Consider the following 24,290-nt stretch of genomic DNA (forward strand, 5'->3'; position numbering starts at 1 on the left):
CAGCCGTGCAGAAAGTGACGCCTCTCGGTGCCGCCGTACGTACCGGTACATGCGAGGGGCCCGTGGGGTGCAGGTTTCTGCGCGCAGAAGACGTCAGATCCAGCCGCGATCGCGCGCGATATGCGCGGCCTCGCCGCGCGTGCTCGCACCGGTTTTTCCGATGGCCGACGACAGATGGTTGCGCACGGTGCCCGCGGACAGGTGGACTTGCGCGGCGATCGTCGCCACCGTCGCGCCCGACAGCGCGGCACGCAGCACGTCTGTTTCTCGCGAGGTCAACGGATTGTCGCCACTGGCAAGGCTTTCCGTCGCGAGCGTCGGATCGACGACGCGCAGTCCCGCGTGTACGCGTCGGACGGCATCGGCGAGTTGGGCCGCGGGAGTGTCCTTCACCACGAATCCCGACGCTCCCGCGTCGATCGCGCGACGGAGGTAGCCCGGACGGCCGAACGTCGTGACGATCAACGAGCGCACGTCCGGGAGGTGTATCCGAATCGCGGCAGCGGCCTCGATGCCGTCGGCTCCGGGCATTTCGATGTCGAGCAGGCAGACCTGCGCGCCGGATTCGCGGGCGGCGTCGACCACCTCGTCGCCCCGTCCGACCTGGGCGACGACCTCCAGATCGGGTTCGAGGTCGAGCAGTGCGGCGAGCGCGCCCCGAACGAGCGCCTGGTCGTCGGCGAGGAGTAGTCGGATCGAGTCGGTCATGAGATATGTACCCGCACTGTCGTTCCCGTCGGATCGGAGTCGAAGTGTACTGTGCCGCCGGCAGATTCGACGCGCTCGCGCAGTCCACGCAGCCCGTTGCCGTGCTCGGCATCGCCCAGGCCGGCACCGTCGTCGTGAACAGACATCGACGATTCGTCGATCAGCACCTCGCAGTGCTGTGCGCCGCTGTGCCTGACGACATTGGTGACGGCTTCGCGCAGCACCCAGGCGAAGAGTTCGGCGTGTTCGGTGTCGACGGTCGGCTCGGGCAACGTGGCCGCGATGCCCGCCGCGTGCAACGCGCTGTCGACCCCTGCGATGGTGTCGGGCAGATCGGGTGTGCGCATGCGGCCGACGGTCGTGCGCACCTGCGCGAGCGCATCGCGGGTCAACTGATTGATCTCGCCCAGTTCTCGTTGCGCGCGTTCCGGATCGAGTTCGACGAGCCGCTGTGCGAGTTCGGTTTTCACGCTGATGACCGTGAGCGAGTGGCCGAGGATGTCATGGACGTCGCGCGCCACACGCTCGCGTTCTGCGACGACGGCCAGCCGTGCGTCGAGTTCTCTTCGACGCTCCTCCTCGCGTTCGCGCTCTCCCTCTCGCACCGCGACGGCTCGAAATCCGAGCATGGTCAGTCCCACGGCCAGCAGGACGAGCACGATGCTGGCATCGGTGTGCCACCCGAAGAGACGGGGGACGGCAACCGAGGCAACGACGACGGCGCCGACGCAGATCAGCGCCCACCGTGTCGGAAAGCAGAAGGCGGCGACGACCATCAGGAATGGCGCTGCACCGAAGGCGTTCTCGCCGATGATCGGCAGTAACCCCACCATCAGGAGCACGAGCAGCACGAACAAGGGCACGCCGCGCAGGTCGGTCGCTGACCTGCCAGTGAGCAGGTACACGCTGGCCCACAGGTAGGACAGTGCGAACAGCGTCAGGAGGGCGAATCCGATCGCCTTTGTCGTGGGCGAGTGATCGGAGGCGGCTACCGCGCCGATCGGGTAGGCGAGAAAGATCAGCCAGACAGCAGTGAACACCCAGCGCAGATTGCGCCAGGGTGCCACCGCGTCAGCCTTGAAGCCCAACCGCTGTGCCATCACGCACTCTTGACCGTCATGGGCGATGTTCTCCTGCTGTTCCGTCGTCGGTTCGGTTGCTCACTGGCTCACTGGCTCACTGGCCGCTGACTCACTGGCCCGCTGACTCACTGGCGCTGTGTACTGCGACTGTAGAAGACCGCGGCGGCGATCGAGAACACTGCGGCCCAGAAGACCAGATTGGCGATGGCGACCCAGAGTCCGATGTGCGTGCCGTAGACGGTCACCCCGTGGTCGAGGGGGTAGCGGGCCAGAGTCACGACCCCGAACATCGGGGTGAACTGGGAGATGGTCAGCATGGTTCCCTTGAGTGGGACGAAGACATTGCCTGCGAAGGCGAGGAGTGCCAGTACGCCACCCATCACCTGCATCGCACCGTCGGACCGCATCAGGCTGCCGACCGCCAGGCCGAACGCTGCGAACACCGACGCGCCGATCCATCCGAGCAGCAGGCACGCGATCCAGACACCGACGGGTGCGTGCGCACCGGTGGCGATGCCCGCGATGCAGAGCACCGCGATGGGCAGTGCACCCATCGCAAGGGCCACACCGATCTTCGTCGCCACGTAGCCCGCGGGTTGTAGTGGCGTCATCATGAGCGTTCTGGTCCAACCGGCTTGCTGTTCGATCGCGACCGATGCGGCGTTCGTGGCTGCGGCCAGGATCGCCCCGTAGACGGCCATGCCGATGAGGACGTAGAAGGCGACGTTGCCGGATCCCACTGCATCGTTTGTCTTCTGGGTTGCACCGAAGACCAGGTAGAGCAGGGCGGGCATCGCGACGGTGAAGATCATCGCGCGACGATTGCGCATGACGCGACGGATGTCGAGACGGAGATAGGTGGGTGAGGCGAAGAACCCGCGAAGGGAGTCCGCTCCGGTCGATGTCGGTGCGTCGGCAGCATGCACGTTCATGGTGGTCGAGCCTTTCGATGTGCTGGGATTGGGCGGCTGTGAGGGTCGTGGTGGTCAGTCGGTGGTGAGCGCGATGAAGGCGTCTTCGAGGTTGTGGGTTGCGACCTCGAGCTCACGTGCGTCGGTCGCGGTCAGCAGAAACCTCGCAAGTGCATCGGAATCGTTGGCGGACAGATAGATTCGTCCGCCTCGACGCTCGACCACCTCGAGATCGGGAATGGCCGCATTCACTGCGGTGATACCGGTGTCGTCGACGATTGCCGACACCACCCGTCGACTTGCGACATTGCGGATCTCGGCGGTCGAACCGTCGGCAACGACGCGTCCGTGCGAGACCATCACGATGCGGTCGGCGAAGTCGTCGGCCTCCTCGAGGTAGTGAGTGGCGAAGACGACGGTGCGACCGGCACCGGCATCCGCACGAATCGCCGACCAGAAGGCGCGTCGCGACTCCACATCCATTCCGGCGGTCGGCTCGTCGAGCACGATGAGGTCGGGGTCGGGCAGCGTCGCCAACGCGAACTTGAGGCGCTGCTGCTCGCCACCCGAGCACCGGGAAACCTTGCGCCCGGCGATGTCTGAGACGCCGGCGCGAGCCATTGCTGATTCGACGTCGCGCGTGCGCCCGTGCAGATCCGCGATGATGCGCATGGTCTCTTCGACCGTGAAATCGGGGAGCAGACCGCCGCTCTGCAGAACCGCGGCGACCCTACCTGTCCGCGCAGCCTTCCTGGCCGACAAGCCATAGACTTCGACAGTGCCCGAATCCGGTTGTGTCAGGCCGAGAACCATATCGAGTGTCGTGGTCTTGCCTGCGCCGTTCGGCCCGAGGAAGGCCACGACCTCGCCCTGGCGGATCGTCAGGCTGAGGTCGTCGACGGCGGTGACCTGAGAACCGTTGCCGCTGCGGAAGGTCTTCGTGACGCCGTCGATGACGAGTGCCGGCACGGTGTGTGTTGGCGCCGATGCGCGAATCGCGGTGGGGTCGGTGTTGTTCATGACATCAAGAGTCGCCCCGCGCGGGCGTCCACACACAGAGCAGATGTCATGTTTCGCCCATGACAATCGTCATGGGCTGAAGGGGCGGGGAGGCCCGGGTCGAGTCGTCAGCCGACGTGCACGACCGGTCGTTGGCTGATCTCCGGCTCGGCTCGCCGGACGACCTCTCGGGTGACCGCCGCAACCTCGCCTTCACCGATGAACAAGAACCGAAGGAGGTTGAGCAGCGGGTTGGTCTCGCTCCACTCGAAGTACACGTTGGGAACGATTCCGGTCTGTTCGCGGATGGCCAACAACGTGGCCGCGATCGTATTGGGCACCGCCGCCGAATCAACCCAGAGGATCCGGTACCCACCTTCGCGGTAGCGTCCGTGAATCAGGAGGTCGGTGGCGAATTCGGACGAGTCGGTCACGTTGACTTCGAGGAACACGATCTGATCGGCGTCGGGAATGTGGCTTTCGGCGCGTTGCTGCAGTTCTTTGTCGTGGTATTCGTGCAGCGACCGCTCGTCGGGGTCGTGGGTGACGATCTGTATCTCCCCGGAGGCCGCTGCCTCATCGATGATGCGTTGTGCCGTCTCGTCGAAAGTGATGATGCCACTTCGCAATTCAAACGATCGGTTGATTCGGGAAGCAAACGACACGATCAGGATCGCCGCGATGAAGAATGCTGCCACCTGCACACCTTCGGGGCGTTCGATGATATTCGCGACGGTGGTGTAGATGAAGATCACCGAAATCGTGGTGAACATCAGCGTCAGTCGTCGAATCCTGCGTTTGCGCACCGAGAGTGTGACCGCGATGGCAGCGGACGTCATCAGAACCAGTACGCCGGTGGCGTATGCGCCGCCCTGTTTGTCGACGTTGGCGTCGAAATAGATGGTGACGCCGAAGGCGATGAGTGCGAAGACGACGACCAGCGGGCGGGTGGCGCGCGCCCAGTCCGGAGCCATGCCGTAGCGCGGCAGGTAGCGCGGCACCAGGTTGAGCAGACCGGCCATCGCAGACGCTCCGGCGAACCAGAGGATGAGGATGGTGCTGATGTCGTAGACGGTGCCGAAACCGCTGCCGAGGTAGTCGTGTCCGAGGTAGGCGAGCGCACGACCGTTGGCTTTGCCGCCGGGCTGGAACTCGTTCTCGGGTATCAGGATGGTGCACACCAGACTGCTCGAGATGAGAAAGACACTCATGATCAGTGCCGATGTGGTGAGGAGGCGTCGTGTGCCACGGATGCGGGTGATCGGATGATCGGGTGGATCGGCCGGTGAGCCGTCGACCTGCGGCATGACCGCGACGCCCGTCTCGAAGCCGGACAATCCCAGCGCCAGCTTGGGAAACACGAGGACGGCGATCGCTGCCACCATCCACGGATTGCCGTGCTCGGTGAACATCGCCGACTGCCAGTCGATGACGAGATGTGGAGCTTCGACGATGTGCCACAGCGCGGTCGCGATCACGACAACGTTGAGACTCAGATACACGACGACCAAGACGACCGCGATGGTGATCGCCTCGGTGAAGCCGCGCAGGAACACCGCGGCGAGCAGCGCGAGCAGGATCAGTGTGATCAGGACCGTGTGGTTGGAGAAGCCGCGTGGGACAAGGGGATTCTCGACGAAGTGGGCAGTCGCGTCCGCGGCCGACAACGTCATCGTGATCAGGAAGTCGGTTGCCGCGAAGCCGAGGAGGACGAGAACGAAGATCTTTCCGCCCCACTTGGGGAGCAGTCGCTCGAGCATCGCGATAGAACCCTCGCCCTTGGGCGATTTGGCTGCGACGTAGCGATAGACGGGGAGCGCGCCGAAGAGCGTCAGTGCGACCAGCACCAATGTCGCGACAGGGGCGACGGTTCCCGCTGCGAGCGCAGCGATGCCCGGCTGGTAGCCGAGCGTCGAGAAATAGTCGACGCCGGTCAGGCACATCACCTGCCACCACCGGTGTGTGTGCGATTCTTCGCTCGGAATGCGGTGCGGTCCCATGAGGCCTGCGGGCTCCGGTGAGATATCGGAGAGCAGCCATTGCCGCATTCGGTGGTCGGAAACGTCGGAGCTCACTCGCAAACACTAACCGGACGAACCTCGATTTGGTATCGCGAAGCCTGCACTCATTTGCGGACGATCAGCAAGCGCCGCTTATGTCCGATATTTGGCAGTGCAAACGGTGCAAAACGAAACATCCTGTCGTGCAACGGATTCGAAGATCACAAATTGGTCAACACGCCGCTGTGTGGCCGCTCTTTGTTCACGTTTTGTTCTCCGTCATCTCAGTACAGTTCGCGCGGAGTTGCCGCTGGGGCGACGACCGGCGCAGCGCGCGGAGCGAGCGAGCCGAGCAATGAATTCATTTTGAGGGGACTACATGACCACCAACGAGTCACGGATGCGACGGGGTGCCGTCGGCGCACTGGCCATCGGTGCCGTCGCGACCGCCGTCGGCCTGGCCGCGGCTCCCGCACACGGCGACGCCTTCGTTCGTTTGCCGGGAGGAACGGCCAACGGCGACGGGCTGACCCTGACCCGCACCTCTGAATCTGCACAGATCTCGCCGTCTCTTGCGGCAAATGGCCTTGGCCGCACCGCGTGGGTGAGCGGAAGTGTTGTTCTCAAGGCGCCAGGCCTGAAGGACTCCAAGGTGGGACCGAACAACGGCGTCGGTTCGAACGGCGAGGCCACCTACCCGGGCACCGGCGGCGTGTCGACGGACGGCGCCGCGGCGACGCTCTCGGTGGGATACATCGTCGGTTGCCAGGTGAACGTCGGATCGATGACGGTCGGCGCCACCGGAACACTCAACCTGCTCAGCGCCGGCGCGGTATCGGGTTCGGGCAGCCTCAGCATTCCGCTGACGCCCGGCCAGGTGGTGTTTGCTCAGCTCGATTACAAGGACATCGAGAAAAAGGGCACGTACTACTTCAACTGGGATCGCACGCAGCTGAACATCAACAACTGCGCAGGCTACGCGCAGGCTCGCTCGTACGTGGTCGTGGAGACCACAGGTAGCGACCATCAGAAGATCAATCTCTATGGCAAGCCCTTCTCCATCGGCTGACACCTCCCTGAACGACTGACGACATACGAGGAAGAAATGAATATCAGCTTGAAGCGGCTCGTCACGATCGGCGCGCCCGCGGCATTGACAACTGTCGCCGCACTGATGGCACCGGCCATCGTACACGCGGACGTCCACGTCGCGCTCCCGTCACAGACCGACCAGCAGACCCTGGGCGACGGCACTGTTGTGTCGGTGACACGCACCAACGAGACGGCCAACATCAACCCGTCGCTCGGCGGAACGCCGCTGCACCGCAACGCCTGGGTGTCGGCCAGCTACGCCGTCAAGACCAGCAAGGACGCCAAGAACATCAAGATCAGGGCGGGGTACATCGTCGGCTGCCAGGTGAACATCTCCGGTGTCACCGGAAGCGGCAACGATGGTGCATCCGGCAAACCAGGTCCGAATATCGATAGCCCGCCGTCCATTGGCGCTGCGACGGCGGGTGCCGGGGCCTCGCTGTCGGTGGGTCCCGGACAGGCGGTCTCCTATTACGTGAACACTGTCGAGTCTGCCGACGACTTCGGCAACCAGAAGCTGAGCAACAAGGTTGGTTACAAGGCCACCAACCACGCGAAGCTCAGCTATACCAACGAGCAGATCGGGATCAACGGGTGCGCAGGCTATGCGCAGGCTCGTTCGTTTGCGGACGTTTACGTCAACACGCCCAACGCAGAACAGATCGTGACGTTCTACGGTAAGCCTTTCAGCCTCGGATAACCTCTCACCCGAGTCTGGATTCGACGACCGCGCGGTGCACCTTCGGCTGGGTGCGCCGCGCGGTCATTTCTCGGCGAGGGCGTGTCCGGATCGAGTGTCGGCAAACGCATGCCGTGAGACGATCGGATCATGGCTGACACGGATGCGCCGCGGACCGATGAGCAACTCGTCACCCCTATCAACGATCAGGATTCGATGACGACGGTCGTCATCGCATTCGTCGCCAATGTTGCGGTCGCCATTGCCAAGACGATTGCTGCGATCGTCACGGGATCGGCATCGATGACGGCTGAAGCCATGCACTCCTGGGCGGACTCGGGAAACGAGATCTTTCTGCTCATCGCCGAGCGCCGCGGAAACCGTGGCAGGACAAGGAGTCACCCGTTCGGGCACGGCAGGGAGACCTACATCTGGTCGATGTTCGCGGCGTTCGGATTGTTCGCTGTCGGCGCTGCCGTGTCGGTGGTCAACGGCATCACCGCACTGGTACACCCGGAAGAAGACACCAACTATCTCGTCGGCTACATAGTCCTTGCGATCTCCGCAGTGCTGGAAGGTATTTCGTTCATACAGTCGGTGCGCCAAGCCAAGGCGGGCGGACGTCGGATGTCGATGCACCCGCTTCGATTCGTCAGCCGGACGTCGAACACCACTCTGCGAGCAGTGTTCGCCGAGGACTCCGCGGCACTCGTCGGACTCGCGATCGCTGCTGCGGGCATGGCGCTGCATCAGATCACCGGCAACGCAGTCTGGGATGCGCTCGGATCGATTCTCGTCGGTCTGCTGTTGGGCTTCATCGCCATCTTCCTGATCCGACGCAACAGCGAGTTTCTCCTCGGCCAGGAGGCCATGGCGCCGATTCGCGACGCCATCCTCGTTCGTCTGCTCGACATGGCCGACATCGATAGGGTCACCTATCTGCATGCGGAGTACGTCGGTCCGATGGAGTTCTACCTGGTGGCAGCCGTAGACATCACCGGCGACCTCGCCGAGCACGACGTCGCATTCCGGTTGCGAAGGCTCGAAGCGCAGATCGAGACGCAGGACGCGATCGTCGAGGCCGTCCTCACGCTGTCGACCGTCGACGAGCCGTCGCTGGTGCCCGCGGGCCAGATCACAAAGTAGGCGTGACGCGTCCCCAGAGAGGACGGCACGCCGGACAGACCCGAGTTCGCGACGCGTAGGTTGAATTCCATGGAATTGCGAATCTTCACCGAACCTCAGCAGGGTGCCACGTACGAGACGCTGCTGCGCGTCGCGCGGGCGAGCGAAGACCTCGGCTACGGAGCATTCTTCCGATCCGATCACTACCTGGCGATGAACACCGAGGGGCTCCCGGGGCCGACCGATGCGTGGCTCACGTTGGCGGCGCTCGGTCGGGAGACCTCGACGATCCGTCTCGGCACCCTGGTGACGTCGGCGACGTTCCGCCATCCCGGTCAGCTCGCGATCCAGGTTGCGCAGGCCGATGAGATGAGCGGTGGCCGAATCGAATTCGGACTCGGCGCAGGATGGTTCGCCGAGGAGCATGAGGCGTACGCGATCCCGTTCCCGCCGCTCGGAGAACGCTTCGAGAAGCTGACCGAGAACCTCGAGATCATCACCGGGCTCTGGTCGACGCCCGCCGGCGATCTCTTCGACTACCGCGGCAAGCACTTTCAGGTCAGCAACTCACCCGCGTTGCCCAAGCCGGTGCAGTCACCGCGGCCCCCGATCATCATCGGCGGCATGGGTAAGAAGCGCACCCCCGCGTTGGCCGCGCGGTTTGCCGACGAGTTCAACGTGCCGTTCGCGAAGACCGACGTCGTCGCAGCGCAATTCGACGTCGTGCGCGATGCGTGCACAGCGGCGAGTCGCGGACCCGACGAACTCACGTATTCGGCGGCGTTGACGATCTGCGTGGGCAAAAGCGATGCAGACGTCACACGACGTGCCGACGCAATCGGGCGCGAGGTCGGCGAGCTCCGGGAGAACGGACTCGCGGGTACACCCGATCAGGTGGTCGAGAAGATCGAGTCCTACCGGGCCATCGGAGTCACCAGGTTGTACCTGCAGATGCTCGACCTTGACGATCTCGAGCATCTCGAGCTGATCTCCACAACGGTTGCGCCGCAACTCTGATCGCGTTTGTCGAGCGGTCAGGGGCGTGCGGCGTCGAACGACGTGTGCATCTCCCAGAAGAGGATCTCGGCCGGTGCGTCTGCGGCGACAGTCAATGCGGCGGTGCTCGCGGTACGCAGCGCGTCGCCCTCAGTGAGCGTGAGGGGGTCGTCGGCCGTCTCGCCGCTCGGCAGGCCCGACACGGTGACGGTGCCGGAGACCACGAACAGGTGCCCGAACGGTGCAGACGGCAGGGTGACCGGGCGGTCGGGGAGTAGGCGCGCGGCGTGTAGCGCGACGTAGCTGTTGCCGATCGACAACGTATGCCCACCCGCGTCGCGGTCGAGTCCCGACACGATGGTGACCAGCCCGCCGTCGGCTAACGCTTCATTGACGTCCGCTTCCGCGTAACTCGGTGTGCCGCCCGAATACTCCGGTGCGATCCACATCTGCACCACGCGCAGCCGTTGGTTCTCGGCGCGCGTCGACGCGTTGCGCTCGGAATGCCTGATTCCCGATCCCGCAGACATGCGCTGTACGACGCCGGGTGTCAGGATACCTTCGCTGCTCTGCGAATCCCTGTGGTGCAGAGCGCCTTCGACGACCCACGTGACGATCTCTGCGTCGCGATGCTGATGGGTGTCGAAGCCTGCGCCCGCGTCGACGATGTCGTCGTTGTGGACCAGTAGCATCCCGTGCGCGTTGGCCGCGAGGTCGAAACTGCCCGTGGCAGGGAATGATTGCCGCGAGTCGATGGCCTCGTCGTTCCACATGTAGCGGTCAGCCGCGCGGATGAGGCGCCAGCCTGCGACATCGGTGATCGGTGGGGTCTGCGTGTCGGTCATGGTGTCCTCATTTCGCTCGGCTCGCGGATGTGCTTGGGGTGAGGGGAGTTTCGGCGTCGAGGTGACCGGTCAGTGTCTCCATGAGGTCGGCGAGTTCGCTTGCTTCGGAATCCGACAGCGCGGAGGTGAACAACCTGTCGACGGCCGCACCGTGGTCGCGTGCCGCCGCCTCGAACGCCGAGCGTCCGTCGTCGGTCAGTACCGCGTAGCTACCGCGTTTGTCCTCTGGGGCCGCCTCGCGACGAAGCCACCCGCGTCGGACCATCGCGTCGATCTGGTAGGAGAGACGCGATGTCGAGAACACCATGCGGTGGGAGAGGTCGCGCATTCGTGCACGGCCACCGGGGCATTCGTGAAGGATCAACAGAACGTGATAGTCCGCCAACGACATTCGGCAGTGAGCACGGAGTTCGTCGTCGAGCGTAGTCTGGAGTCGGGCGCTGGTCTCGATGAAGAGCCGCCACGCCTGGGATTTCGACGCGGCGACCTTCTGGATCGAGGGGTTGGCGGTCATCGAGTGCTGGTGTGCGGCATGATCGCATCCGGCGGAATGACGCCGAGACGACCGGCCTGGAAGTCTTCGATGGCCTCGATCAGTTGCTCGCGGGTGTTCATCACGAACGGACCGTAGTGTGCGACGGGTTCGCGAATCGGTTGTCCGCCGAGCAGGAGGACCTCGAGGGCGGGGCGGTTGCTGTCCTGCCCGGCATCGGCGGCGACCGTCAGACGGTCACCCTTGCCGAATACTGCGAGTTGACCCTGCTCGATCGGACGCGCATCTGGGCCGACGGTGCCACGTCCGGACAGGACGTAGGCAAGGGCGTTGAAGTCCTCCCGCCAGGGCACCGACACGGATGCACCCGGCGCGACGGTCGCGTGCGCCACCGTGATCGGCGTGTGTGTGGCACCCGGCCCCGCGTGGCCGTCGAGCTCGCCCGCGATGATGCGGACGAGTGCGCCGCCGTCGGGCGAGGCGACGAGCGCGACGTTCCCGGCTTCGAGGTTCTGGTAGCGCGGCGTGAGGAACTTGTCCTTGGCCGGAAGGTTCACCCAGAGCTGGATGCCGTGGAACAGGCCACCGGACTCGACCAACTCGGCCGGTGGGGTCTCGATGTGCAGGATGCCGGCACCGGCAGTCATCCACTGGGTGGCGCCGTTCTCGATCAAGCCGCCGCCACCGGTGGAGTCCTGGTGCTGGAAGCGGCCGTCGATGATGTAGGTGACGGTCTCGAAGCCCCGGTGCGGGTGCCAGTCGGTGCCCTTCGGTTCGCCCGGCTCGTAGTCGACCTCACCCATCTGATCCATGTGGATGAACGGGTCGAGAACCGCTGCTGGAACGCCCGCGAAGGCTCTGACCACGGGAAACCCTTCTCCCTCGTATCCGCGCGGACCACGGGTCAGCGACTTCACGGGTCGTTCGGTGGCCTCGAGTGCCGGCGCGGTGAGGCCGGGCAATGTTGTGGTGTCGGCGGTGATGGCGGGCATCGGAACCTCCTGGTCGGCTGTTTGCTCAAATCTGAGCAACTGGTTCAGTCAACCTGCCGAGGTGCGGTGTTATTCCGGAGACGTCGTCGGTGGCGTCACGGGATCGTCGGTGTCACTGGGTCGTAGGGGGCCACGTGGGCGTGTCGGCGCCGAGGGTTGGCGCAGGCCCTGCTGCGAAGTGTTCGCCGTCGAAGCCTGCGGGTAGTCCCGCGGCGAGGTAGGTGCCGACGCCGGGTTGGTCGAGATCAGTGAACAGCGGGTTCGCGGCCAGCGCGCCGGACGCCACCACCTCGTCGAATGTCCGGTAGCGCTGCGCGAGTACCGACGACTCCTCGAGGAGCTCGGCGACGCTCTCAGTCGGCTGGTTGGCAAACCACGTGCGGAACAGCGCGTTCAACACGTCGCGATGGGTGAAGCGGTCGGCCTCGGTGGTGAAGTCGACGTCGAGTGAGCGTTCTAGTGCGCCGACGACACCGTCGGTTCCGGTGATGCGGACCAAGTCGCGAAAGTGGCGTGCGGTGAGGGCGACGATCATGAATCGATCCCCGTCCGCGGTCGTGACGTCGGTGCCGTACGTCCCGTAGACGTCGTTCCCCGTGGCGGGCCGCGACGTCGAATTCACCTGCGGTTCGGTCAGATAGCCGAGCGTTCCGGCGATCGACAACGCGGTGTCCTCGAGCGCCAGCCGAATACGGCTACCGTCGCCGCTGTGTTCCCGTTTGCGCACCGCCGCGGTGAGTGACACGGCGGCATAGAGTCCGCAGATCACATCCCACGCGGGGAGTACATGGTTGACCGGACCCGCATGATCGAGCGGACCGGTGATCATCGGAAAGCCGATGCGCGCGTTGACCGTGAAGTCGACTGCGGGGGAGCCGTCGGAAAGCCCGCACAGCTCGACGGTGATCACGTCGCTGCGCAGCGCTGCCAGCGTCTCGTGGCTCATCCAGTCCCGGCCAGCCGTATTGGTCACCAGAATCCCACCGCCAGAACCTGATTCGACGATGAGTCGTCGGATCAACTCCTGGCCGTCGGGCGAACGAAGGTCTGCGGTGATCGACTTCTTGCCGCGGTTGAGGCCGGTCCAGTAGATGGAGGTGGTGCCGTCATCGGTCAACGGCCAGCGGTGGACGTCGGCGGCACCGCCCATCGGATCGACGCGGATCACCTCGGCGCCGAGTTGCGCAAGAGTCAAGCCGCACAGGGGAGATGCGACGAAGCTCGACACTTCGACAACGCGAACGCCAGCCAGCGGGCGAGACACGTGACTACGCCCGGTGGTCACATGAACCGCCCGCCGGTGACCTCCATGACGGTGCCGGTCATATACGACGAGAGGTGGCTCGCGAGAAACAGTGCCACAGTGGCGACTTCGCTGACCTCGCCCGCGCGTCCCATCGGGATCTCGGCCATCTTCTGATCCCAGGCCTTCTGTGGCATGGCTTCGGTCATGGCGGAGCGGATGAGGCCCGGCGCGACGGCATTGACTCGAACCCCGTGGTGCGCCATCTCTTTCGCGGCGGCTTTGGTCATCCCGACGATGCCCGCCTTGGCTGCTGAGTAGTTGGTCTGCCCGACCATGCCGACCTTGCCCGACAGCGACGACAGATTGACGATGGCACCGCTCTTGCGTTCGCGCATGATCGCCGCGGCTTTGCGCGTGCCGTTCCAGGTGCCCTTCAGATGCACGTTGATGACCTGGTCGAACTGGTCTTCGGTCATGGTTCGCATGGTGGCATCGCGAGTGATCCCGGCATTGTTGACCATGACGTCGTCGGGGCCGAAAGCGTCTGCGGCTGCGGCGAGTAACGCGTCGACGTCGTCGCTGTCGGTGACATCGCACCGCACGCCGATCGCACGCTCGGAGCCGCCGAGTTGCACAGCTGCCTTGTCGGCGGCCTCCGCATTGACGTCACCGATCACGACGCGAGCGCCCTCGTCGACGAAGAGCTGCGCGATGGCGAAACCGATTCCCTGTGCGGCGCCGGTGATCACGGCGGTCTGATCGTTCAGGAGCGGTCCTGGCATGGTGAAGTGTCCTGTTCTCGGGACGGGTGGAGGTGTGGTTGTCGGCGGCGTCTACGTCGTCGCGGCGCGAATCAGGTTGCCGCCGATGATGAGTCGTTGAATCTCGCTGGTGCCCTCGTACAGGCGGAGCAGGCGCACGTCGCGGTAGATACGTTCGACCGGTACCTCGCGCATATAGCCGGTTCCGCCGTGGATCTGCACGGCGAGGTCGGCGACCTTGCCCACCATCTCCGTGCAGAACAGTTTTGCCGCCGACGGTCCGATACGTCGATCCTCTCCGGAGACGTACTTGGCGGCGGCCTCGCGGACCAGCGCCCGTCCGGCCATCACTCCGGTCTGCTGATCTGCGAGCATCGCCTGCACCAATTGAAAAGAGCCAATGGCCTTTCCGCCCTGTGTGGCATTGGCGGCATAGGCGACCGATTCGTCGAGTGCGCGCTGCGCTTGCCCCACCGACAGTGCGGCGATGTGCACACGGCCGCGGGCGAGCGACGTCATCGCAGCCTTGTAGCCCTTCTCCTCATCGCCACCGACAAGCGCCGACGAAGGCACACGTACCCCGTCGAAGGTGACGTCGGCAGTCCACGCGCCCTCCTGGCCCATCTTGGCATCCTTGGTGCCGACCTCGACGCCGGGAGTGTCTGCGGGAACGAGAAATACGGCTATGCCGGTTCCCGACTCATCGGCGGGACGGGTTCGTGCGAAGACGACAAAGAGGTCGGCGATCGGCGCATTGGTGATGAAGCGCTTCTGGCCGTCGATCACCCATTCCTGCCCGTCGCGGGTTGCCTTGGTGCGCAACCCCGCCGGGTTGGAGCCCGCTCCCGGTTCTGTCAGTGCGAAGGACGCGACCACCTCGCCCGACGCGATGCCCTCGAGCCAGTGCTTCTTCTGTTCGTCGGTGCCGAAGTTGACGAGCACCTGACCTGCGATGCCGTTGTTGGTGCCGAACATCGATCGCAACGCCAAGCTGGTGTACCCGAACTCCATTGCCAGCTCGACATCTTGGGTCAGGTCGAGTCCGAGGCCACCCCATTCCTGCGGGATCGCATATCCGAACAATCCCATCTCCGCGGCTTGCGCACGCAGATCGGCCGGTACCTCGTTGGACTGCATGATCTCGGTTTCGCGGGGCACGACCCTGGTGCGGATGAAGTCGTGGACCAGTTGGCGGATCTGCTCGAAATCGTCGGCATCGACCTCGGGCGTCGGTTGATCGGTTGCGGTGGTCATGGGGTGAAAATTATCAAATACACGCCGGGCGCACCAAGAGGACTTACATATCAACAGCTAAGACGCTTTCTATGTCCGCACGGAGCGTCAAAGATGATAATTCGGGGTGCTTGCGGCGTCGACTGGGCGATAGCATCGACGAATGACCGTGAACTCCGCCGAGAAGTCCGACGTGGCGACGTCGGTGCGCAAGGAGGCCGCGGCCCGTGCGATCAGGGGCCTCGTCTTCGCCGGTGAGTTACGTCGGGGCGCCAAGATCGACCAGGATGCGCTCGCCGACCACTTGGGTATGAGCAAACTGCCCGTCCGTGAGGCGCTGATCTCGTTGGCGGGCGAAGGCATCATCGAGACGATCCCGCGCCGCGGGGCGTTCGTCGCCGACCTGTCCCGCGACGACATTCGCGACCACTACTGGATGCTCGGTGTGATCTCGGGCCTTGCCGCAGAGCGTGCTGCGATGAACCTCTCCGACGACGCCTTCGCGACTCTCGACAACCTTGCCGCGCAGATGGAATCGACCGCCGACCTCATCGAACTCGAAGCACTGAACTCGCACTTCCATCGGGTGATCAACAAGGCGTCCTCATCACGGCGGCTGATCGCGGAGCTTCGGTTGCTCAGCAGGGCTATTCCGTCGGGGTTCTTCGATTCCCACCCCGACGCGGTGGCCTCGTCGATGCGTGATCATCGCGAGATCCTCGACGCTCTGCGTGGCCGTTCGCCGGGCATCGTTCGCACGCTGATCGAGGGGCACTTCCTGCGTGGGGGCCATCGCGCCGTCGAGTTGCTGGAAGAAGCGGGGTTCTGGCGCGAGTGATGCGTGCTCGTCGTGCCCCGCGAGCGATGGGACCAGGCCCGACGCCGTCTGGACCCGACGCCGTGTAGACCTGATGAGAACGGTTCGGGCACGACGCTCGATGACACGAAGCGGGGGACCTCAGTGGCAGACACACGGACAATCGTGATCACCGGCGCCAGCGACGGAATAGGAGCTGTCGCCGCGCGCGAGCTCGCCGGACCCGACGTCGACCTGATCATCGTCGGAAGGTCGGAGGAGAAGACGAAGGCTGTGGCGGCAGAAGTGGGTGCGACGGCGTTCACCGCCGACTACGCGCGCTTCGACGAGGTGCGCGCTCTGGCGGGCGACATCGCCGCACGGGTCGATTCCATCGATGTGCTGCTGAACAACGCGGGCGGCACGTTCGCGCCGGCACAGAAGACGGCGGACGGACACGAGCCGAACTTCCAGATCAATCACCTCAGCGGGTTTCTCCTGACGAACCTGCTCAAGGAGCAGTTGGCTGCCGACGGTGGCGCGCTGGTGGTCAACACCTCGAGCTTCGGCAACCTTGCGGGCAGCGTGGATCTCACCGACCTGGACTTCGAGCGACGACGCACGATCGAGTTACGGTGTTACGGGACAAGCAAATTGGAGAACATCATGTTCACCAGGGGTATCGCCGATCGGTGGCGCGACGACGGGATCGTCTCGGCTGCCGTACACCCCGGTGTGGTCGCCAGCAGCTTCGGTCGCGACTCTGCCTTCGTCGGACTGTTCTATCGCACACCGCTCAAGCGGTTCGGCACCATCACCCCTGAGCAGGGTGCGCAGCCACTCATCGCGCTGGCACGTCGTGGTGCGGACCCGGAGATCAACGGCGTCTACTTCGACCGGCTCAAGCCCAACGGTCGGGAGAACAAGCAGGCACACCGCCGAGACCTCATCGACGGGCTCTGGGCGGCGTCGGAGAAGTTCGTCGGGGTCGGCGTCTGACGCGGACCGGTGGTTGACGTGCCCGGGTGGAGCTTGGCCCGAACTTGCTGATCTGGCCGCGCGGTGAGCCATAATGGCCCAATGGCTGACAGCGCAGACGGCACACCTGGCGTCACGACCGAAGAGCGCACCTTCTCCGGCAAGCACGGCGAGCAGATCTTCTACACAACCCTCACGCCCGCGAACCTGCGCGGACTCGTCGTCATCGCACATGGCCTCGGCGAGCACGGCGGACGCTACTCGCATGTCGCGAAGGTGTTCACCGACGCCGGATTTTCCGTCGCGATACCAGACCACCTCGGGCATGGCCGATCCGGCGGAAAACGGTTGCGTATCAAGTCATTCAAGCAATTCAGTGACGACCTCGACACCGTCGTCACGCAGACCGCGATCGACGGGCTGCCCACCTATCTGCTCGGACACAGCATGGGCGGCTGCATCGCGCTCGACTACGCACTCGACCATCAGGGCAAGCTCGACGGACTGATCCTCTCCGGTGCCGCCGTGATGCCCGGCGACGACATGCCGGGTCCGGTCATCGCCGTCTCCCAGGTTCTCGGCAAGGTTGCGCCCTGGCTGCCGACCATCGCGCTGGATTCGACGGCCGTCTCTCGCGATCCCGACGTCGTCGCCGCATACCAAGCCGATCCGCTGGTGACGCGCGCTCGTATTCCGGCGCGGTTGGGTGCGGAGATGCTGTCGACGATGCAGAGCTTCCCCGACCGCGTGGGCTCACTGACGATCCCACTTCTCGTGATGCACGGTTCGGCCGACCGGCTGACCAACCCGGCAGGCAGCGAGATGGTCGAACGCCTCGCGGGCTCCGACGACAAGACGCTCGTCATCTTCGACGATCTCTACCACGAGATCTTCAACGAGCCAGAGCAGGACAAGGTGCTCTCGACGACGCTCGGGTGGCTCGAGCAGCACGTCGCGCCGAGTTAACGCTCTCAGGGCTAACGCGGTCTCAGGGCTAACGCGGTCTCGTCGCCGTGATCTGCTCGACGCCCATGCGGCCGTCGCGGAAGGCCATGCGTCCGCCGACGAGGTAGAGCCGCCACACGCGTGCCATCTCATCGCCGACCAGGTCGACGGCACGTGCCCAGTTCTTCTCGAAGGTGTCGTACCAGATGTCTACGGTCCGAACGTAATGCTCGGCCATCTCCTCGACGTCGTCGACGCGGAGTCCGGCATCGGTCAGGTACTGCACGGTTCGCTCGACGGGGCGCATGTACATGTCGGGTGCGATGAACGACTCGATGAACGGGCCACCGCCGGGATGCTTGCCCTCGGGCCTTGACATCTGTTGAATGCACACACGTCCACCGGGAATGACCTTGTCGCGCAACACCTGTGCGTACGTGGCATAGTTCTGCTCACCGACGTGCTCGCCCATTTCCAACGACGCCACGGCGTCGAACGGAGGGTCGGGGATCTCGCGGTAGTCCTGCACGCGGATCTCGACGCGGTCGGCCAGGCCGCGCTGGGCGATGCGCTCGTCGATGAATGCCTTCTGTTCGCGTGAGATGGTCACGCCGACCACTCGTGCATCGAAGTGCTCTGCCGCATAGAGCGATAGCGAGCCCCATCCGCACCCGATGTCCAGGAATCGCTGTCCGGCAACCGAATCCAGACCCACCTTGCGGCAGACGCGATCGAGTTTGTCCGCCTGCGCGTCGGCCAGCGTGTAGTCGGGGTGATCCGACGTCCAGTAGGCGCTCGAGTACGCCATGTGCTCGTCGAGGATCAGCTCATAGAAGTCGTTCGACAGGTCGTAGTGGTGACTGATCGCGGCGCGGTCGCGAGCGCGGGAATGCAGACGTCCCCGCACGCGTGCCTGGCTGGCAGGCGGGGCTGTGGGGAGGCCGAGAAGTCGGTAGCGGAGAGCCAGTCGCGCGACGTCGAAAAGTACACGCGGTGATGGGCGGATACCAGAGAGCCCGCGAGCGGCGGCGACCTCCCACACATGGGTGAGGGCGTCGTCGAGGTCGTCGACAACGTCGAGCTCGCCGGTGACGTAGGCCTGAGCTGCGCCGAGTTCGCCTGGATGCCAGATGATTCGGCGCAGCGCGTCGGGGCTGTAGATGGCGACGTGCGGAGCGTCGTCCGGGCCGACGACGCTGCCGTCCCATGCGGTGAGATGCACAGGGATCTCACCGCCGATGTGGTGTTCGATCACGTCGGCGATGTCACGGGCAACGGTCATCTTGGCTCCTCGCGGGGTCGACCTACTCTGCGACTGTCACCGAGTCTTCGTTGCCCGCAGCGTATCCGGATGGGCATGTGTGACCCATCCGGATACGCAGGCTCAGGCGTCGTAGCCCAAAAGCGACTTCACCTCGAGGAACTCGTCGAATGCGTAGTCGCTCCACTCGCGGCCGTTGCCGCTCTGCTTGTATCCGCCGAACGGTGCCGACGGATCGAGTTGCGCGCCGTTGAGGGAGATCGATCCGGCGCGGATACGCTCGCCGATCCGGCGCACCTCGTCGAGATCCTTGCCCGACACGTAGCCCGCGAGACCGTACTCCGTGTCATTGGCGATCTCGAGTGCCTCGTCGATGTCGTCGTAGCCGATGACGACCAGCACGGGCCCGAACACCTCGGTCCGCGCGATCTCCATGTCGTTGGTGACGCCGGAGAAGACGGTCGGACGCACGTAGTAGCCGGTGGGCAGATCGTCTGGCCTGCCGGCACCGCCGATGACCGGGGGGGCGCCGTCGTTGATCGCGCGCTCGATGAGGCCCTGGATCTTCTCGAACTGCGGCTCCGACACGACCGGGCCGAGCCGCACCTTGCTCGTCGGATCTCCCACTGTCAGTGAGGGTTCGACCGATTTCACAGCCTCGACGACGTCGTCGATTCGCGAGTTGGGGACCAGCATGCGGGTAGGTGCGTTGCAGGACTGTCCGGAGTTGAGCATGACTGATGCGACGCCGCCTGCGACATTCTGTGCGAGGTCGTCGTCGTCGAGGATGATGTTGGGGCTCTTGCCGCCCAGTTCCTGCGCGACGCGCTTGACGGTCGGGGCTGCGGTGCGTGCGACCTCGATACCCGCGCGGGTACTGCCGGTAAACGAGATCATGTCGATGCCCGGGTGTGCCGCCAATGCCGAGCCGACGCCGGGTCCGTCGCCGTTGACCAGATTGAACACGCCCGCGGGAACGCCTGCGGCGTCGAAGATCTCGGCGACGATCGCCGCCGAGAACGGAGCGACCTCCGAAGGCTTCAGCACCATCGTGCAGCCGGTGGCCAACGCGGGTGCCACCTTGCACATGACCTGATTGAGCGGCCAGTTCCAGGGCGTGATGAATCCGCAGACACCGATGGGCTCCTTGACGATTCGAGAGGTTCGACGATCCTCCGCGAAGCGGTACTCGGGCAGCGCCGCAGCGGCGGTCATGAGGTGTCCGAGGCCGATAGGTACCTGGGCTGCCTTCGCCAATCCCGCGGGAGCGCCCATCTCCTCGGTGACGGCGTCGGCGAGGTCGTCTGCGTGATTCTGATACTCCGCGATGATGGCGTTGAGCACGGAGAGTCTGTCGTCGATGGAGCTGCGCCCCCATGAGGCAAAGGCGCGTCGCGCCGCGTTCACGGCGGCGTCGACGTCTGCGGCGGTGCCCAGCGCGACGTGGCCGGCGGCCTTTTCGGTGGCCGGATTGATCACGTCGATGAGATTCAACTCGGTGGGCTCCACCCACTGACCGTCGACGTAGAACTTGGTGATCTCGCGCATCGCTTTCCTCCTGTGGTGCTGTGTGACCCAAGTTACGCCCGCCCGGGTTGGGTGATGCACGCCGCCTCGCACCAGGCGTTCGCACGATCGGTGTTCTCACGGTCGGTGTTCTCACGGTCGCTGTTCTCACAATGAGACACGGCAACCGTTCCGCGTTGTCGTGGCGCCGACCTAGGCTGGTTGCATGATCCACATCGTCGCCAAATGGCAGATCAAGCCCGAGCACGCAGATCAGTGGCCCGACCTGGTCGCCGAATTCACCGAGGCAACACGGTCGGAGCCGGGCAACAAATGGTTCACGTGGTCACGCAGCCTCGACGACCCCAACGAATACGTCCTCATCGAGGCGTTCGACGACGACGCCGCCGTCGCTCACGTCTCGAGCGATCACTTCAAGAAGGCGACCGCCGACCTGCCGCAGTTCCTCGTCGCCACACCGGAAATCATCAACACGACCGTCGACGCCGACGGCTGGTCGGAGCTCGGCGAGATGGCCGTCGACTGACCTGCCCAGTGGGCTGAACGAAGCGCCCACTCGGCACGGGAGCGCGGCCGAGTGGGGGCAGTATTCCGTCGACCGGGCGCTTCGTCGCGTCGAGCGGGCGCGCGGAGCCACAACCAGCGCTTGTGGCCCCACAACGTCGAGCCGTCTTCCGGCGGGTCGCCCGGCGATCGATGCTGGGAACCATGACCGAGATCCTCGACCACCCGCTGGCCCCCGACGTTGCGTCGAGCGGATCGTCGGTGAGGCGTCGCGCCGAGGCGTTCGCCCACATCACACCCAACTGGTTTGCGGCGGTGATGGGTACCGGGATCGTGGCGACGTCGGCGATCAGTGTTGCCGGAGATGTACCGGCGGTCCGCGGCTTCGCGACGGCGATCTGGTTGCTCGCGGCGGTGCTGCTGGTAGTGATCGCCGCGGCGTTCGGTGTGCACTGGGTGCGGCATCCCGCGCAGGCGCGACTTTACGCCGCCGACCCCGTGATGGTTCAGTTCTACGGCGCGATCCCGATGGCGCTGTTGACCGTCGGAGCGGGCACCATCACCGTTGGGGTGTCGCTCCTCGGGTCTGACGCGGCGGTTGTCGTCGACGCGGCCCTGTGGTCGGTCGGGACCCTCCTGGGGCTCGGCACGGCGATCGCCGTGCCATTTCTCATGATGACACGCCATCGTCGACGCTCCGACCTCGTCGCGCTACCGGCATGGCTGATGCCGGTCGTCCCGCCGATGGTGTCGGCGACGACGGGTGCGCTGCTGGTCGACCACGTTCCGGCGGGGCAGTGGCGAGTGAGCTTTCTGCTGTTGTGCTACTTGCTGTTCGGACTCAGCTTGTTCCTGGGTCTGATCACACTGTCGATGATCTATGGCCGCCTGGTTCACGGGACCGTACCCACCGGGTGTGCCGCACCAACGATCTGGATCACACTCGGCGTCATCGGCCAGTCCATCACGGCGGCGAATTCGCTTGCTGCGCATGCCGACTCCGCGCTCGCCGGGTACACCTCCGAGTCCCACACCATCGCAACGGGTTTGCGGATCTTCGGTGTCGGTTACGGAGTCGCGGCGACCGGCTTGGGCGTGGTGATGTTCGCGCTCGCCACCGCTGTCACTGTGCACAACATCCGACGTTCCATGCCGTTCGCGCTGACATGGTGGAGCTTCACCTTTCCGATCGGCACCTGCGTGACGGGCTTGGCCGCGCTGGCAACGGCCCTGGACGTCACCATGTTTCGCGTTGCCGCGGCGATGCTCTTGGTTGTTCTCGTCGCCGCATGGACGACCGTGTTCACGCGCACAGCCGCGGCGGTTCTCGACGGACGTCTGCCCGCCGCGGCGTGAGAACCGGTCAGACGATGCCGCTCGGCGATCTACGCGTGCCGGGCTGCTGGCGCGGCATGCTGTTGGGCGGCACCGGATACGGCTTGCCATACCCGGCCGTGCCCGCTGCAATGTTGGGGCCGCACTTCAACAGAGCGTTCTGTGCCTTGGGATTCGGGTCGCCGAGGCGTGGCCGCGCCGAGTTGGGGCGGTGCGCGAAATCGAAGGCCGTCGTCATGTCGCCGACGGTCTGCCTGCGCCACGCGGTGAGGTTCGGGACGTCGACGCCGAAGCGCTTCTCGATGAGTCGCAATTGCGAAGTGTGGTCGAAGGTTTCGCGCGCGACGAGTCCACCACGACTGTAGGGCGAGATGACGAAGCACGGCACGCGGTAGCCGAGTCCGATCGGCCCGCGGATGCCTTTCGACGACGAGACCTTGTTGATGTTCGGCACGCTGACGTACTCACCCTTGGTGCCGGGTGGTGCCGTCGGGGGAACGACGTGGTCGAAGAAGCCGCCGTTCTCGTCGTAGCTGATGATCAGAGCCGTCTTCTCCCAGACCGCGGGATTCGACGTCAGGATGTCGAGGAGTTGCACGATGCCCACAGCGCCCAAAGCCGCAGGCAGCGCGGGATGTTCGCACTCCATCGCTGGTGGGACGACCCACGACACCTTGGGCAGCCGGTTGGCTGCCACGTCGGCGCGGAAGTCGTTCGGGTAGGTCGGGTCGATACCGCGTCGAGCCAACTCCGAGTTGGGATTCTGCGCCTGCTTGAAACAGCCCATCATGCCGTCGAGGACAACCGACGAGACCGGGCCGAGGTCTTTGTTGTTGTAGATCTTCCAACTCACGCCCGCCTCGCTGAGGTTCTCCGGCATGGTGCGCCAGCTGTAGGCGAATTTGGGTATGAGCGTTGGTGTTTCGAGAAGCGGCCCACCGTGCTTGCCCTCGGGATCGAGCGTTGCGCTCATCCAGTACAGCCGATTGGGGTCGGTGGGGCCGAGCACTGAGCAGTGGTAGGCGTCGCAGATGGTGAATGCCTCGGCGAGCGTCCGGTGGACGGGGATGTCCTCACGCTCGTAGTAGCCCATGAGTGCAGGCGCGTTGGCGGGGCCGACCGAATCGATCGACATGGGGAGCCAACCGTCGTTGCGGCCGCCGTTCCACGCGTGATGGAGCCCGGCCCACGAGTGGTCGGGGTCGTTGATGCACTCGCCGTCGAGGTTGGCGTCGTTCTCGGTGTCGAGGCGGAACGGCATCGTGTATCCGGACTTGGTCGGTCCGACGCCGGGTGCCCAGCCGTGCTGGCGCCACAGCGGCGTCGACTCGCCGAATCCTCGCACACCCGAGTAGGTGCCGAAGTAGTGATCGAAGCTGCGATTCTCCTGCATGAACAGCACGATGTGCTCGATGTCGTCGAGTGACCCGGTGCCCGCAGGGTCGGCCTGGGCGTAGGCCTTGTCGATGATCGGCGTGGCCCACGACGTGAGCAGCGCGCCCCCGCCGACCGCGGCAACTCTCGACAAGAACTCGCGGCGACTCAACCCACCGAACGGCATATCTGACATGCACACCCCTGATCAGATCGATTCCACCGTCGGTTTACGGGCTGCGTCCCCGCGGCAGAGCGTAACCGCCGAAGTCTAAGCCCCCTCAGTGAATACCGTTGAGCGTTCGCTCATACGCGGGGCGTCGAGGAGGTGGACAGCAGGCCGTCGGTGCAGGTGAACAGCAGGCCGTCGGTGCAGGTGAACGGCGAGCCGTCAGTGGATTGGGACGG

23 protein-coding genes are annotated in these 24,290 nt (G+C 64.8%); 9 read left to right on the forward strand and 14 right to left on the reverse strand.

Annotated elements, in window-relative coordinates; translation table 11 throughout:
* Positions 1-93: 93 nt before the first annotated feature.
* From B3T59_RS06675 to B3T59_RS06695, 5 genes are all read right to left on the reverse strand, one after another.
* Positions 94-708: a response regulator transcription factor gene (locus tag B3T59_RS06675; RefSeq protein WP_005202155.1), complete on the reverse strand. Its 615-nt coding sequence runs from the start codon at positions 706-708 to the stop codon at positions 94-96.
* Positions 705-1,808: a sensor histidine kinase gene (locus tag B3T59_RS06680; protein WP_287001810.1), complete on the reverse strand. Its 1,104-nt coding sequence runs from the start codon at positions 1,806-1,808 to the stop codon at positions 705-707. The genes B3T59_RS06675 and B3T59_RS06680 overlap by 4 nt, the downstream gene beginning before the upstream one ends.
* A 107-nt stretch (positions 1,809-1,915) precedes the next feature.
* Positions 1,916-2,722 carry an ABC transporter permease gene (locus B3T59_RS06685; RefSeq protein WP_287001811.1) on the reverse strand — a complete coding sequence of 269 codons (807 nt, stop codon included), beginning with the start codon at positions 2,720-2,722 and terminating at the stop codon, positions 1,916-1,918.
* Positions 2,723-2,776: 54 nt separating this feature from the next.
* Positions 2,777-3,721 (reverse strand): ABC transporter ATP-binding protein, encoded by a 945-nt coding sequence (locus tag B3T59_RS06690; protein ID WP_287001812.1) that lies wholly within the window; start codon positions 3,719-3,721, stop codon positions 2,777-2,779.
* Positions 3,722-3,828: 107 nt separating this feature from the next.
* The gene (locus B3T59_RS06695; protein WP_287001824.1) at positions 3,829-5,700 is read right to left on the reverse strand and encodes an amino acid transporter; all 1,872 of its coding nucleotides are present in this window, start codon (positions 5,698-5,700) and stop codon (positions 3,829-3,831) included.
* A gap of 379 nt (positions 5,701-6,079) precedes the next feature.
* Here B3T59_RS06695 and B3T59_RS06700 point away from each other — a divergent pair, with 379 nt between their 5' ends.
* The 4 genes from B3T59_RS06700 (at position 6,080) to B3T59_RS06715 (ending at position 9,613) form a co-directional block, all read left to right on the forward strand.
* On the forward strand, positions 6,080-6,769 hold the full coding sequence (locus tag B3T59_RS06700; RefSeq protein WP_287001813.1) for an MspA family porin: 690 nt from the start codon (positions 6,080-6,082) through the stop codon (positions 6,767-6,769).
* A gap of 36 nt (positions 6,770-6,805) precedes the next feature.
* Positions 6,806-7,492 carry an MspA family porin gene (locus tag B3T59_RS06705; protein ID WP_287001814.1) on the forward strand — a complete coding sequence of 229 codons (687 nt, stop codon included), beginning with the start codon at positions 6,806-6,808 and terminating at the stop codon, positions 7,490-7,492.
* Positions 7,493-7,621: 129 nt separating this feature from the next.
* A complete protein-coding gene (locus B3T59_RS06710) occupies positions 7,622-8,617 on the forward strand; it encodes a cation diffusion facilitator family transporter (RefSeq protein ID WP_287001815.1) in 996 nt (331 codons plus the stop codon).
* Between the two features lie 69 nt (positions 8,618-8,686).
* Complete coding sequence (locus tag B3T59_RS06715) at positions 8,687-9,613, forward strand: LLM class F420-dependent oxidoreductase (protein WP_064905073.1); 927 nt, start codon at positions 8,687-8,689, stop codon at positions 9,611-9,613.
* Between the two features lie 17 nt (positions 9,614-9,630).
* On the opposite strand, the gene B3T59_RS06720 is transcribed toward B3T59_RS06715, so the two are convergent.
* The 6 genes from B3T59_RS06720 to B3T59_RS06745 all read right to left on the reverse strand — a co-directional run bounded on the left by B3T59_RS06720 (position 9,631) and on the right by B3T59_RS06745 (position 15,183).
* Positions 9,631-10,437 (reverse strand): pirin family protein, encoded by an 807-nt coding sequence (locus B3T59_RS06720; protein WP_064905071.1) that lies wholly within the window; start codon positions 10,435-10,437, stop codon positions 9,631-9,633.
* A 7-nt stretch (positions 10,438-10,444) separates the two neighbouring features.
* Positions 10,445-10,951 (reverse strand): MarR family winged helix-turn-helix transcriptional regulator, encoded by a 507-nt coding sequence (locus B3T59_RS06725; RefSeq protein ID WP_064905069.1) that lies wholly within the window; start codon positions 10,949-10,951, stop codon positions 10,445-10,447.
* On the reverse strand, positions 10,948-11,922 hold the full coding sequence (locus tag B3T59_RS06730) for a pirin family protein (protein WP_287001816.1): 975 nt from the start codon (positions 11,920-11,922) through the stop codon (positions 10,948-10,950). The genes B3T59_RS06725 and B3T59_RS06730 overlap by 4 nt, the downstream gene beginning before the upstream one ends.
* Positions 11,923-12,034: 112 nt before the next feature.
* The gene (locus B3T59_RS06735) at positions 12,035-13,186 is read right to left on the reverse strand and encodes a CoA transferase (RefSeq protein WP_376782634.1); all 1,152 of its coding nucleotides are present in this window, start codon (positions 13,184-13,186) and stop codon (positions 12,035-12,037) included.
* Between the two features lie 17 nt (positions 13,187-13,203).
* Complete coding sequence (fabG, locus tag B3T59_RS06740) at positions 13,204-13,950, reverse strand: 3-oxoacyl-ACP reductase FabG (RefSeq protein ID WP_287001818.1); 747 nt, start codon at positions 13,948-13,950, stop codon at positions 13,204-13,206.
* A 51-nt stretch (positions 13,951-14,001) separates the two neighbouring features.
* Positions 14,002-15,183: an acyl-CoA dehydrogenase family protein gene (locus B3T59_RS06745; protein WP_287001819.1), complete on the reverse strand. Its 1,182-nt coding sequence runs from the start codon at positions 15,181-15,183 to the stop codon at positions 14,002-14,004.
* A gap of 142 nt (positions 15,184-15,325) precedes the next feature.
* On the opposite strand from B3T59_RS06745, the gene B3T59_RS06750 reads away from it, so the two are divergent.
* The 3 genes from B3T59_RS06750 (at position 15,326) to B3T59_RS06760 (ending at position 17,902) form a co-directional block, all read left to right on the forward strand.
* Positions 15,326-16,000, forward strand: coding sequence for a GntR family transcriptional regulator (locus B3T59_RS06750; protein ID WP_064905062.1), 675 nt, complete (start codon positions 15,326-15,328; stop codon positions 15,998-16,000).
* A gap of 123 nt (positions 16,001-16,123) precedes the next feature.
* Positions 16,124-16,957 carry an SDR family NAD(P)-dependent oxidoreductase gene (locus tag B3T59_RS06755; RefSeq protein ID WP_064905060.1) on the forward strand — a complete coding sequence of 278 codons (834 nt, stop codon included), beginning with the start codon at positions 16,124-16,126 and terminating at the stop codon, positions 16,955-16,957.
* An 81-nt stretch (positions 16,958-17,038) separates the two neighbouring features.
* On the forward strand, positions 17,039-17,902 hold the full coding sequence (locus tag B3T59_RS06760; protein ID WP_064905059.1) for an alpha/beta hydrolase: 864 nt from the start codon (positions 17,039-17,041) through the stop codon (positions 17,900-17,902).
* Between the two features lie 28 nt (positions 17,903-17,930).
* Here the strand turns inward: B3T59_RS06760 and B3T59_RS06765 are convergent, their stop codons facing one another.
* Both B3T59_RS06765 and B3T59_RS06770 read right to left on the reverse strand, forming a co-directional pair.
* Positions 17,931-19,163, reverse strand: a complete 1,233-nt coding sequence (locus B3T59_RS06765) for an SAM-dependent methyltransferase (protein ID WP_005202118.1) — start codon at positions 19,161-19,163, stop codon at positions 17,931-17,933.
* Positions 19,164-19,265: 102 nt separating this feature from the next.
* Positions 19,266-20,690 carry an aldehyde dehydrogenase family protein gene (locus B3T59_RS06770; protein WP_287001820.1) on the reverse strand — a complete coding sequence of 475 codons (1,425 nt, stop codon included), beginning with the start codon at positions 20,688-20,690 and terminating at the stop codon, positions 19,266-19,268.
* Positions 20,691-20,874: 184 nt separating this feature from the next.
* On the opposite strand from B3T59_RS06770, the gene B3T59_RS06775 reads away from it, so the two are divergent.
* Positions 20,875-21,195: a putative quinol monooxygenase gene (locus B3T59_RS06775; protein WP_287001821.1), complete on the forward strand. Its 321-nt coding sequence runs from the start codon at positions 20,875-20,877 to the stop codon at positions 21,193-21,195.
* A 182-nt stretch (positions 21,196-21,377) separates the two neighbouring features.
* Positions 21,378-22,529, forward strand: a complete 1,152-nt coding sequence (locus tag B3T59_RS06780; protein WP_287001822.1) for a TDT family transporter — start codon at positions 21,378-21,380, stop codon at positions 22,527-22,529.
* A gap of 7 nt (positions 22,530-22,536) precedes the next feature.
* On the opposite strand, the gene B3T59_RS06785 is transcribed toward B3T59_RS06780, so the two are convergent.
* The gene (locus B3T59_RS06785) at positions 22,537-24,078 is read right to left on the reverse strand and encodes a phospholipase C (RefSeq protein WP_064863762.1); all 1,542 of its coding nucleotides are present in this window, start codon (positions 24,076-24,078) and stop codon (positions 22,537-22,539) included.
* Between the last annotated feature and the right edge of the window lie 212 nt (positions 24,079-24,290).

It is taken from the genome of Gordonia sp. UBA7860 (genome assembly GCF_002500165.1).
GTDB classification, from domain to species: Bacteria; Actinomycetota; Actinomycetes; order Mycobacteriales; family Mycobacteriaceae; genus Gordonia; species Gordonia sputi.